General features: G+C 51.1%; 10 protein-coding genes. 5 read left to right on the forward strand and 5 right to left on the reverse strand.

Features of this window, described 5'->3' with window-relative positions; genetic code table 11:
* Nucleotides 1-23: 23 nt before the first annotated feature.
* Both GS614_RS08400 and GS614_RS08405 read right to left on the reverse strand, forming a co-directional pair.
* Nucleotides 24-701: a hypothetical protein gene (locus GS614_RS08400; protein ID WP_171726007.1), complete on the reverse strand. Its 678-nt coding sequence runs from the start codon at nt 699-701 to the stop codon at nt 24-26.
* Nucleotides 698-1,885 carry an integrase family protein gene (locus tag GS614_RS08405; RefSeq protein ID WP_171726008.1) on the reverse strand — a complete coding sequence of 396 codons (1,188 nt, stop codon included), beginning with the start codon at nt 1,883-1,885 and terminating at the stop codon, nt 698-700. Before GS614_RS08405 ends, GS614_RS08400 begins: the two co-directional genes overlap by 4 nt.
* A 560-nt stretch (nt 1,886-2,445) precedes the next feature.
* On the opposite strand from GS614_RS08405, the gene GS614_RS08410 reads away from it, so the two are divergent.
* The 4 genes from GS614_RS08410 to GS614_RS08425 all read left to right on the forward strand — a co-directional run bounded on the left by GS614_RS08410 (nt 2,446) and on the right by GS614_RS08425 (nt 5,167).
* A complete protein-coding gene (locus GS614_RS08410; protein WP_216601136.1) occupies nt 2,446-2,811 on the forward strand; it encodes a hypothetical protein in 366 nt (121 codons plus the stop codon).
* 4 nt (nt 2,812-2,815) lie between these two features.
* Nucleotides 2,816-3,250: an IS200/IS605 family transposase gene (tnpA, locus tag GS614_RS08415; protein ID WP_171726009.1), complete on the forward strand. Its 435-nt coding sequence runs from the start codon at nt 2,816-2,818 to the stop codon at nt 3,248-3,250.
* 25 nt (nt 3,251-3,275) lie between these two features.
* On the forward strand, nt 3,276-3,941 hold the full coding sequence (locus GS614_RS08420; RefSeq protein WP_216601137.1) for a hypothetical protein: 666 nt from the start codon (nt 3,276-3,278) through the stop codon (nt 3,939-3,941).
* Between the two features lie 410 nt (nt 3,942-4,351).
* Nucleotides 4,352-5,167, forward strand: a complete 816-nt coding sequence (locus GS614_RS08425) for a hypothetical protein (protein WP_171726010.1) — start codon at nt 4,352-4,354, stop codon at nt 5,165-5,167.
* Nucleotides 5,168-5,848: 681 nt separating this feature from the next.
* Here GS614_RS08425 and GS614_RS08430 read toward each other — a convergent pair.
* From GS614_RS08430 to GS614_RS08440, 3 genes are all read right to left on the reverse strand, one after another.
* The gene (locus tag GS614_RS08430) at nt 5,849-7,717 is read right to left on the reverse strand and encodes a nuclease-related domain-containing DEAD/DEAH box helicase (protein ID WP_171726011.1); all 1,869 of its coding nucleotides are present in this window, start codon (nt 7,715-7,717) and stop codon (nt 5,849-5,851) included.
* Nucleotides 7,718-7,926: 209 nt separating this feature from the next.
* Complete coding sequence (locus tag GS614_RS08435) at nt 7,927-11,325, reverse strand: AAA domain-containing protein (RefSeq protein ID WP_171726012.1); 3,399 nt, start codon at nt 11,323-11,325, stop codon at nt 7,927-7,929.
* A gap of 517 nt (nt 11,326-11,842) precedes the next feature.
* Entirely contained in the window at nt 11,843-12,016 is a 174-nt protein-coding gene (locus tag GS614_RS08440; RefSeq protein ID WP_171726013.1) for a hypothetical protein, read from the reverse strand.
* 17 nt (nt 12,017-12,033) lie between these two features.
* Between GS614_RS08440 and GS614_RS08445 the strand changes: the two genes are divergently transcribed.
* The gene (locus tag GS614_RS08445; RefSeq protein ID WP_170817197.1) at nt 12,034-12,264 is read left to right on the forward strand and encodes a hypothetical protein; all 231 of its coding nucleotides are present in this window, start codon (nt 12,034-12,036) and stop codon (nt 12,262-12,264) included.

Below are 12,264 nucleotides of genomic sequence, written 5' to 3' on the forward strand. Positions count from 1 at the left end.
CGCCGCCAAACGGTTTATTTTTTCTACCGTTTAGCGAACAGCACCTTGGCGGCCGTTTTCAACATAGATTCGGGGGCTTTAGCGCCGACTAAGTCCGGCAATTTATCGTAAAGGTGATTTACCCAAATTGAGAATAGGTTATCTGTTCCTGTACGATATGGCAGCGTTGTACCACCGCTCATGTGTCGAAACCAAAATTCCTGGCACTTTACGCAGAATTCATTCACCCAGTCTGGATTTTCGCGCGATCCCCCTTTCCCCTCGAACTCTGCAGCTTCTGTTAATATCTCGTGTAGTTCGCCAACTTTGGAATTTAGCTCCGGGATTTCGTCAAATCTCTCCATACGTTCCAGCGCTGCACGTACTGTTTCGTTGCCAACAAGTGCGAAAACAGCCTCGTAAGCTTGCCCTAGTTTAGTAGCAGCTGTCTTAATAGATTTACGGGCGTCTTTGATCGTCGGTTGGTCTTTGGGCGGTGAAATATTGCCATCTATTTCACGCACCACAGATCGTGTGTTGATTAGCCGAACAAGATCGTAGAGCAGTTCCTCATGCTCAGCGCGAGCCTGAATATTGTGCTTGTTACACATTTCCTCATTGATTGCGGCCAACGCACTTCGCTGATCACTTGTCAGAGGCCGACCGTCCCACAGCCACGTGTTAGGAAAATCGGAATAGTCATACTCAGGTTCGTCATTCACGCGATCTGTTCCTTTCCCTGTTCATCGGTGTTTATCAGTTCCAATACGCGTGCTGAGACCTCGTTCACAGGGCCCCTCAGCCTTTCCACGTCACTGACAATGTAACCAGCTGTGACATCTCCTGATAGCCGGTGATTCAGAAGGCGCTTCAAAGCGTAGTGCGGGATGTCGAGGCTTTCCGCGATGGTGATGAAGGTGCGACGCAGGTCGTGCAGGGTGAACTTAACGCCGCTACGCTCACTCACGCGCGCAGTGAACTTCTTGGTTTCAACGACGTGGCCCTTGCGGCTCGTGCTAGGAAAAACCCAGAGCGACTTTTTGGTATGCATGCGCCGGTCCCGCAACAAATTCACGAGATAGTCTGACAGCGGAAGGTCCAGGGGGTCTCCGTTTTTGGTCTTTGGGATATGCAGGGCCCTTTCTTCCAGATCGATGTACTCCCACCGCAGCGAAGCAATTTCGGTGCGGCGCATACCAGTGAAAAGAGCGATCAAAAGAAAGTCGCGTGAATAGTCAGGCTCTGCCATGACGCCCTGCCACCATGTCGGGAGATCTGACGCTGAGACCACTGTACGCCGTCGCTGCTCCGGGAACCAGGCGCGCGCTTGCGTTAGTATTTTTACCGGGTTGGGAGGAAATTCATCGTGTGCAGCTGCTGTGACGTTATAGACAGACCGGAAATGACGCATAACGTTGTTGGCTGTGACTTCACCATGGACCATGGCGATACGCTGGTGACGCTTCAGAACCATCTGGCGACTGATCCCGGTAACGGGCTTACATTTCCAGTCTTTCAGATAAAGGTTGATGCTACGTTGATACCTGTCACGTGTACTCTCCGCTAGGTTGGGCCTGGTTTCGAAGAAGTTGTCAAATGCTTGGCCTAGGGTAACGCTCTCTTGTGCTATGCGCCGTTTTTCGGCATTTGGATCGATACCCGCAGCCATGTCGCTAAGAATGCCCAATGCACGTTTGCGAGCTGAATCCACGCCAAGCACATCAGCCCGTCCAATAGTTACACGGCGGGTACGGTTCTGTACTTGCCCTTCAGCAAAGTAAACTTTGGAGTTGGAACCAACCCGCAACCCGAACCCGCGTAACATTTCATCGCGGTAAAGAACCTGACCTTTGTGGGTATGTGGAAGCGCTTCGATCGCGCGTTTCGTAAATCTAAGTGTTGGCATTGAGACCTCCTTTGGCCTCAACTCAACTTAAGCGTAAAATCTCGAAATTACAATCATTATCAGATACTTATCATGTTTAAGGTGGCGTGTTCGCGCACGCGCACGCACGAGCAAAGAGGCACAGGATCACCCGATAAACAGATGTGGCAAGCGAACATGAATGTGTTTTTTGTGACTTGGGTGCCTTCAAGTGAGTATCTTGCACCGGAGCATTAGTACTCGCTGAGCCAGCCGAACCCGGTGCACATTTGCGCCTGATTGATCCGAGATCTGTCGATAGTGTGGGGTTGCCTGGGTTTCATTGACTATCAGAATTGCTCTGATGGCTTGATTTGCATTTCAGACCGGTTTTCCATTGCTTCAGTACCTAAGTTGGGTGGCGCTGTTTAGACGCACACGCAAAAGGCCTAGGTTATTTACGCGAGTCGGCGACTAACGGGGCAAACCTGGGTTAATGACAACACAGACCTCGTCTATTGGATTGGTCCGAGGAAATTAACCAATTCTGTTGCGTTACTTCTCACTTGGTCTTGGACAATGTTTTTTGTATCGCAGGGATTATGAATTTTGATGTACAAAAAGCACTTAGTCTGCCCGGCATTGATCACATCGTTTCCAAACGTGACGAAGTGGTTCACCGTTTTGGACCTCTTTTCCGAGATCCTTCTAGCCTTTCGCAGCAGGATTACCTCGATTTCCTAAGCTTCCAACACAATCACCACTGGACGGGCTTGGAGCGCTTGGGCCGCCCTGCGGCGGACAATATGGATAATTTGCGGAACGCCATAGCCATTTTAGTATCCACGCATTGGAGCAAACCCTCCGACTTCCAGTCGGAACTGCTTCAGCGCGAAGAATCGTGCTATGACCTTACCCTCTGGAATATGAGCCGCAGCCGGTCGGAAGGCTCATTTTCCAGAGGGTAAGGTCATGCAGTATGACACTGGCAAGCACTGCGTTTTCTACTACCGCTACCACTTCTACCACCGCTACCACATCGTCTGGTCGACGAAATACCGCTACAAGGTGCTGACCGGCCGGGTGCGCCTGCGGGTGCGCGACATCATTCGGCAGGTCTGCCGCGAGAACGAGGTCGACATCCTGCGCGGGGTGCTGTCATCCGATCATGTCCACTTGTTCGTATCGGTGCCGCCGAAGATCGCCATTTCCGATCTGGTGCGCAGGATGAAGGGCCGTTCGTCCCACAAGGTGCAAAGGGAATTTCCCGCGTTGCGCAGGTGCTATTGGGGCCGTCGGTTCTGGGGCAGGGGGTATTTCTCAACCACCAACGGCGCCATCACCGAGGACATTGTCCTGCAATACCTCGAAAATCACATCGCCGATCCTACCGACGCCTGTCGGTAGTGGTTCAGTCGACGAAACTGCGCCCTTGTCAGAGAGGTTCGATAATGCATCGGCCATGGTGCACGGTGTAGGCGCAGGCACTCTAACCCCGATTTTGCTTTTAGCATTTCCTGATCGCTTCGGAGTTTGGAACGGTACCAGTGAGCCGGAGATGCGTGAACGTGGGGTTTGGCCCGCATTTCCGCGCGGTGCCACCGACGGCAAAAAGTACGAAATTGTTAACACTGTACTGCTCGATCTAGCCGAAGACATGAATATTGATCTGTGGACGTTGGACGCTCTCTGGTGGCAGAGCAAGCTGGAACGTCAGAACACCGGCCACATAAAAGATGCAAGGTTTAAAGCAGTTTGGTCTATGGCGAACCAAGCGGAACAAACGGCAAAGCAGTCATACGGGCAGACTGTTGAACGCAACGTAAAAAACAAAGACCTCAGATTTGCGAAAGAGGCACTGATTGCACATCTGAATGAGTTGCTCGATGAGACCGGTGATCGTTGTGCTGTTACGGGTCTCACTTTGCAATTTGAAGGTTTAGATAACCAGTTGCGGCCGTCTCTGGATCGAATTGACAGCGGTGGCCATTATGAAGTGGGAAATTTACAGGTGGTGGCACGCTTTATCAACTTCTGGAAACGCGACACCGCAGACATCGAGTTCCGCCGACTTATTGCAATGGTTCGGGGCGAATAGGTAGTATCATCGCTCCTACGATGAAGTTGGAAGCCTGATGCCGCAGAAGAGCGCTATCGATCAATTCAAGAGCAGCATAACCGATGGCATAAACCTGAGCCGTCACCGAGGCTTTCCAATTCCGTTGGAGGGGGTAAGGCTGGCGGGCTGACCTGCTCGAAACCCGTCGATGGGGTGGGGTTGCCGGGGTTTGCATGGTTTGCCGGGTTTGCACTGGCGCATTGCCCCGCACATCTACCTGCTTTTTCGCCTGGCCATCTGTCGCGCTCAATATAAAGGCGCTTATTGGTCCTCGGGCTACTTACTGATCTTGCATAGGTTGTGTTTCCGAATATAAGTTGTCCGCAAGCTAGATGTCCTCGCGATTGGTCTAACTGGCAGAATAGATGCGCCAATCCTTGGAGGAGATATTGAATAAAAGCGTTTACGATGTGCGGAGAAACGTCGCAAAACTCCTGAACGGCGAGCTTAGCAACGAATATGTGGTTGTTGCCGCACCGGATCACCCCTTGTTGTTGCGTCCTGCTGATGTGGTGATCGGTGGTCAAGGAGGGCTAACGGCAATTGTTACGCCAACCCAAAATGAACTGAGGCGGCCTCAAGAGTTTTCGGATCGAATTGTCTTAAACATGATGGCGCTCCCGCCAAATACTAACTTCGTGTTTCTGGGGAGCGACATGCCGAAGTTTTCCGGGAAGCTGAAGTTTGCGGCCGAAATCAGTCCAGAAGAACGTAGTTGGAAGCGGGATTTGCAATTGGTTTCAAGCCAGTCTCAAACTACTCGGGAAGTTGAAAGGGCTGAGAAATATCAAAAGTTGTCTGCAGCTAGATTCGCAGATGCGTACCGTTTGGCACGTGCTCTTCAAAGGGGGCGGAAAAACTTCGACCAAAATTCAAAATCGGGAACAGTGCGGAAAGTGAAACGGGACCTAATTGCGAATGAAATTGAGGGAGCGTTTTTCGACGGAATTCCAGCGCTTCAATCGATCGCCGAATTGACCTTTGAAGGTGCGAGGCGCTGGTACCAGGACTTGGATGGCGAACCTGCTCCTAAATCAGCACCCGCAGGGGCACTTTTTTCTGACGTGGTCCCAGCCCGGCCGGGTGATCCAAACAAAGTACTAAGAGCTGCGGCGTTTGCTGGTTGGATTATTGCCCCTATGGCTTCTAGCCGTGCGATGGATGAAGTCGGAGAACTTATTGCACGTCATACGAGGCTTCTATGAGTACGATGCGTTCGAGAAACAAGCTCATGCAGGCCCTGGTTCGCGGTTCCACCATCTATGGGACAACACCGGAACTAAACCATGTAGATGCGGAACTAGAAGAACTGGGGCGTTGCAGAGGCATGCAGCCTGTAAAGCGTCAAAGGCTACTACAGGTTTTTCACGCAAGCCGAGCGCTGGACACTTGCTTGGCGAGCGTTCTCCGGAGTCATAACAGGACGCCGCGTTCCGGTATCGGAACGATGTTGAACCAATTGAAGACGCTTCCACCCAACGCCAGGGGTTATCTAGACCACAACACTGCCAGAGCGTTCAAATCAACGATTGCACATAAGCGGAATAGATATGCTCATCGCGCCGGAGAATTTCCGACTTCTTCACAAGAAGCCGACAGTTTGGTCGCGGAAGTTCATGCTTGCATGGCAATGATCCTGTGATCCTGTTCCTTGATCATCCCGATAATCTGCGCCTCGGTGAAACGGCTCTTTCGCATTCGTCTGCTCCTTCAAGGTTGGGCAGACTCTACATCATGGCGAGGGATTTCGCGGGGGGCAGGTCACATGGTTTGGCGGGTTTGGCGCCACCCCTAGCGCCGGTGCTACGGGGCAACCAAACAGCACTATACGCTAATCTTACATAAGGGCGCTTATCTGACCTTTGATATGAAGCGGACGCCAGCGGCTACATTGGTTGAACACTGCTGTTCACTTTACGATTTATGAACTCCGGAAAGGTCTGGCCATATCTTTCCAAAGTGGAAGCAGAGCAAACCACTGTAAGCCAACTTCCTTCTCTGCTTCGTTTAAGACGCGTCAATCCTGCATAAACCAATGCCAGGCTTTCCGCGTGTATCGCTTCAGTGACGTACACAACAAGTAGACGCGATTCCCAACCTTTGAAGCTATGTAGAGTTGTCGCTTTGATCCTGGCGTCACCCATGTAGAATCCCATTTTGCGGCGGCGGCTTTCCTGTGGATCCTTACTAAAGGTGCTCACTGCGTGAATGCGGTAGTCCGATAGACGATCTACAACACCGGAACCAGATTTCATATCGCCTACCAACACTGTGATATCTGCGTTGGCCAAGTCGTTTTTTCCAGTTTGGCGCATAAGAGCGAGAATTTCATCGGAACACACCTCTTCCGCATTATGTGGATCGCACTGCACCCAACGGAGATGGCTGCCACCAAAGTCAAATGCCCCCTGTTCCGGCTCAGGAAGGTCGATGGTGTCTTTGGGAAGAAATGCTTCAGCAAAGTTCCTAGCGAGGTCCATTGCGTCAGAGGGTAATCTGTAGCTCACGCTCAACTGAGACCAATCACCACGAAAGCCAGCCCCTTTCATGACGTCATCCGTCCACGACTGAGCGGTGCCGTAAACGTCTTGAGTTGCGTCCGCGACCAGTAGCATTTCCCCGTTCGGATTGCACGCTTTGCGCAACACGTTCCACCAAAGTGGGTGATAGTCTTGCCCTTCATCTACTAGTATGGCGTCATACGATTTCGCTCCCGGCTGGCTGAGTGCTTCTTCAGCCAGTTTCGGCAAAATGTTGTTCAATATGTCTTCTTGATGACCGCTTTTCCAGAGGTCGTTATACTTCTGTTCCCAGCCTGCGTCATGACAGGCATGTTTGCACCAAAGATGGAAGTGCGTGAATTGGATATTCTGGATGTTTGACGGTGTTTCCAGATCGCGGACGATGAGGTCCCGAAGGTAATGCCAAAGTGTGATGTTGAACGTCGCAACCAGGACTGACTTTCCTTCGTTAGCTAGCCTAGCTGCGCGTGCCGCCAATACTAAAGACTTTCCCGAACCTGCGGGCCCCTTTATGCGGCGAAAGCCTGTTTCAGTACGAGTTTCGGCAAGGGACCTCTGGTTCCGGTCTAGGGTCAATGGCGTTCTTTGCCTCGTTGAAAAATCTGGCTCAACCAGCCAACCACGCAAGTCTTTCGCATGGTCTTCTGACATTACTTTGGAGCTGGTTCGGAAAGACTCTGGGAAGACCGATGATATATCTCCAGATGACAGTTCTTCCATCCCGCTCACAGGTTGATACTTGGCGTAGGTGTCACCGGATGTTGATCTCAAAAACGGCTCGAAAAGATTTTTAACTTCGTTGGTACGAGCAAATGGAAAGATGACACCAGCGGTAATTGCAGCCCAACCGTTTCCCTTCTGTAGGCGAGGGCAATACAGATCAAAAATTTCTTTTTTATAAAGGTTTACCTTGCTGACTGGGTTGTCTTTTTGAACACAAAACGTTTTTCCATCCCGCTTTGCCCAGAGCGAATGACCCCCGACTTCTTTCTCGGTGAAGTATTGCATTGAGGCAAGGTTCCAGTCCTTCACTTCGAACACGCCGATACCACCATTAGGGTGTAGAAGGACAAAATCTGGCCTCAACCCATTCAGGTGAGGTTGAATGTAAATTTCCCAACCGTCCGAGAGTTTCTTGTTAAAGAGCTGTAATACCCTTTCTTCTCCAACAGTTAGTGGTTGCCGAAGTTGCGCATGCTCTGACAACGGTGGATAAACTACTCTTTGCTTCATTGATAAATTGGACCTTGTCTTACTGGTCTTATGAAAATGGGTTTGTCTTTGTGTCCATTTTAGCATTTGCCCAATGTTGTTCTTTTACCACCTTGACCTGGTAACTCTGGACGTAGCCCACCGATTGTGGGCGTATGAGCAAACTCACTGAGTCACGTTCTCTCCTGTCCCAAATTTTTGAATACATTTTGATCTATCGGCTATGTTGGTCATTTCTCTCGGACACCTAGGCTTTGAAAAATCGTGTTAATCTCCGACTCCAAATGCTGGCCTCTGTAGACAAATGAGGTTTCGTGTCGCGCGTACTTTCCGTGTCGATCGGCGCTAAGCCAGTTGTACGATCCAATTGCCAACAAGTTGTCGTCGACTGCTACGATCTTGCTATGCAGCCGAGGTACTTCGTGAAGTTGAACTCCGATATTGGCGAGGCTGTCTTTGGCCAATGACATCTGGGTTTGACCTTCATTTGTAGTTTTGGAGTTTAAAAGGGGATCTGAGAATACATCCACCTTGGCACCCCGACTAATCGCCTTCGCGAAAGCAGTTAGTAAGCCAACGTTCTCCATGGTACGTGCAATGATCCACGGACTGACGATTGAGTATTGGCGCCCATTCCCAGCGAGGGCATCAATCAAGAAAGCGTCGTGCTCAGCCGCATCGCGAAGCATCTGGAGCTCGCCACTATTATCCTGCAGATCGCTCCTGGGCTCCGTTTCAAACTCAAGTGCATTCTCCGTTGAGCTGAACAGGAAATCACCAAGCATCGAACGAGGTGATCCCGGAGAAGCAGTTGCCAGAACGTCCATGTCTCCGAAGACAAGACAACTGTCTTTAGCGCGGGACACAGTGACGTTGAGCATGCTGGCCGAGGCGTCGATGAAATTGCCGTCTGCATGTTTCGAGTAGACAGGGGAGAAGATAACCACAGGTCGCTCTGCACCTTGTAGTGAGTGAACCGTACCTATTGTCATGCCATCGCGTAAATCGACGGATATGCCTCTATTCGCACAGGCTGTCCTAATTTCACGCACTTGTCGGCCAAATGGCGTCACGACGCCAACAATTTGCTCAAGGCGCGCCTGATAGCGGCTTTCCAGTTCCGCTCTATTGGCGTCCAGCCACGCAGCAATCGTCCGAGCCTCAAGCAAATTTGCGCGACTATTTCCCAGCCGGATTGCTCGTCCGTCTACGTGCAAATATCCCAAACCTGGCAACTTGGCGTCAGCGGGAACTGGACCTCGAAGAGGACGCAGTTTGCCTTTGTAACAAAGTGCATTGCTGTATCCTATGATCTCGTCATAGCAGCGCCGATGTTCAAAGAGGTACAGCCCTTTCTCAAGTTCGGAATATGGTGAAACCTTACAAGCTTCCTGCGCAATCCTCATGGCGCTGCCGGACGTGGTGCATAAACCTCTCGCCGACAACTCACTCCAATCTTCATCGTTTTGGAGCAACCCAACTTCTCGTAGGTTCCCGACATCTACCGGCTTCGGCACGGACGAGATGGGTTCAATCTGCTGGGTGTCGCCAATCACAAGAGCACGTCTAGCCAGGGAAAAGCTCGCCCCGGAGACTTCCGGCAAGACTTGCCCAGCCTCATCCACAATCAACAAATCAATAAAGTTATACAAATAGTCTTTCGCCCATTTACCTCCGGTTTTGCGACTGTAAGTTAGTTTTCCCGGCAAACTGGCGAATGTGGCAACAGCGCAAGGTGTTAGCATCATGCGTCTATGCCAGCGAGGAACGAGCGTCGCCTTCCCTCTCTTGTTTGAGGAGCCTGCGATGCCCGCGAGGTCTTCCTCCATAGACAGCAACCAACGCCCTTCCCAATAGTGGGTCGCGAGCTGAAAGAGTCTAAAGCGAATGCTCAAATCGGCGGCGCGTTCCAAGTCCACGTTATCCTCGGCGCCGCAAACAGAGCATTTTGCGCGATGCCAGCGGTTCTGAGCATTCGCGAATGCGAAACGAAGACGACGAGCATTTTCTAGGTCCTGCTCGGCCTGTTTTGCCAATTGTTCGACAGAACTAAGGTTTCCAGTGACATGAGCTTCAACGTCCGCAACACGATTGAACCCATCAGCGTCCGGCATGAACTCGTGGATCGCCTGTTGGGCCGATAGTACCCGTTTTCTTTTGATGGTTGGCAGAAAACCTAAGATCGCCGTTAAGGTAGACTCAGCTGTTAGATGCTTTTCCAAGGCAGTTTTTGCGGCTTTGATCCGTTCCTCGTTGTGCTGCGCTTCTGCTACCGCCTCAGTTAGCCTCTCTTCTGCTTCGTCAGGGTTCTCACCGAGAACCGCTTCTACCGCTTGCTTTGCCTCTTTGAGGGTCTTGGCAGCCTCGTCCAGTTCTGAAAGCTTTTGAGCCTCTCTTGCCATTTCATTCTGAATGGTTCCGACAACGAGCTCTACGTTAACTTCCGACAGATCGGAAAATGCGAGCTTTGCTTTTTGAAGATACTCTTCCTTGGCTCGTGAGAAATACTCGACACTTTCGCAGGCTGTTTGAAAATCTTCTGTTTGGTACTTCTTTGCTGCTTCCAACTTACGAGAGTGCGATGGAAGGAATACTCCGAAACTCCAGATATCTGGTAGCCATCGTCCGGCAAATGGACCTTCTCCCTTGGCGAAGTCTTTTCCAAAGGCATCAATGATGTTTGTCACCGCCTGATTGTTGGTGGACGCAGCAACGATGATCGGTGGTTCCTTACCTTTGAGGGCAGCTTTGATCCAGAGACTAGCCACCGCCGAAAGCAGCATTGTCGTCTTGCCCGTGCCTGGCGGTCCATTCACAGCGATAACTTCCGCAGGAGACATGGCGTCAACGTAGGCCAATACCTGACGCTGATGCTCAGAAAGAGGAAAATGTGGATTAGAGTGGCCTAAGCGGCGACTGAATTCACTCTCAACCTTAGGGTCCGGAGGAGATTTCGATTTGCTCGGTGCAGCGACCTGCCTCAATAGAGGCGCATCTGGCTTCTCACTAAGCAACTTGTCGTAAAGATCTACGATGTTGCGGATTGTGGCACTGGCATCTTCTGCCAACTCGAGAAAACCGAAGCCCATAGACTGGTAGTCTTCGTCGCCATTCGGCCAGCCCTCTGCCACAGCGTCCACCATTTGACGACAGTGCCCGAGGTATTCTTGCCACGCGTTTTCATCGATCATGTCAGGCAAGGGTGACTCGGTCAGAAAATCATCGAGGTCGTCAACACTACCGATTGAAAATTCTCCGGATGGAAGTGGTGAAAGGACGTCTCGCGCCAGCGCGTTGCGCAATGGGGTGATCTGGCCATCACGGTCCACTGTTGCTTCCGTCACAACTGGTGCAACGATCTCCGGTAAGCCGTCGACACGCGCTGCGCCGTGCGAGGACTTTCGAGCCATAACGAGCGGCCAAAACCTCACGGCAACGTTCTTGGCCGATTTCTGGCCCCCAAAGACCTTGTCCAGGATCGCATCCGGCAGTGTCCCCGAACGGACCGTCTCCCTGGACACCTCTATGAACCGTTTTCGATCCCGTTGGGTGAACTTACCGTCACCTAAGGCACTGTCCGCTAACGAAACACGCCAATATTTGAGGATCTTCTCTGCTTCTTTGTCCATAATTCGCTTTTTCGCCGCGGAACTACGCGGTTGTTTGATTGGGAGCCGAGCCGGTGGCGCAAGTAGGCCAACAAGCCGAACAAAATAACTGAATTGAAATGCTAGCGCATTGTTTTGCAAAGATTATGGCGCGCGATTTTGAACTTAGCTAGAGAGAAAGAACATCGGCTTCGCTCCATCGTCACGAATTTTGAATCAAAGCAGCCGAATACGAGCGAAAAACAGTGGACCAGGTGGCTGCCGACGCCTTGTCTCAAAAGTAGGTGACTATTGACCAATCTACCTATCAATGGCGCTGTATCGGCGGCTCCAGGGCATATCACTCAAGTTCTTCTTGTGGTCGGGTCGTCATTTCCTTGAGCTCGATGCTAAACCAAAGCTTAGATGCAGCCGCAGAGCGCGATATCCAAGAATCATAAGCCTCTGATTTAAATTTAAAAATTTATGTCGCCAATTCACCGCCTGGTTTTGGAAGAAAGCCTCGTGGATCTTCTCAGTTGTGAAAACAAAGGAGCAATCACATGCCAAAACGAACTTCAATGACCTCCTCCGCAGTTAGCCGGATCAATAGTGCTACGGCAAAATCTTCTGGCGGAAAAGTGCCCAAAGGTTCCTTCGCGGCAAGGGCGGAATCTGCAGCCGCCAAGCGGGCCAGTTCCAAAGTTTCAAGGCTCAAATAACCAGAACTCATTGTGGCGGACGCCAAGAGTGTCCGCCATTATCAAGGATACAAATATGAAGTACTGCAACGACAAAGACATCCACAAAATGATTAAAACAGAAGTGAAGCTTGGGTCGGTTTTTTACCGCGGGGGCAAGCATGGAAAGCTTACTCTGCCCAATGGTGGCGTTCTTATCGTGCCCTCAAGCCCGAGCGATCGAAAAACGCTGTCGATATTGAAAGCACAAGTACAGTTTTTGAAGTCTCAGGGAGTTTAA

The sequence above is a fragment of the Ruegeria sp. HKCCD6604 genome (genome assembly GCF_013110635.1).
Lineage (GTDB): Bacteria > Pseudomonadota > Alphaproteobacteria > Rhodobacterales > Rhodobacteraceae > Ruegeria.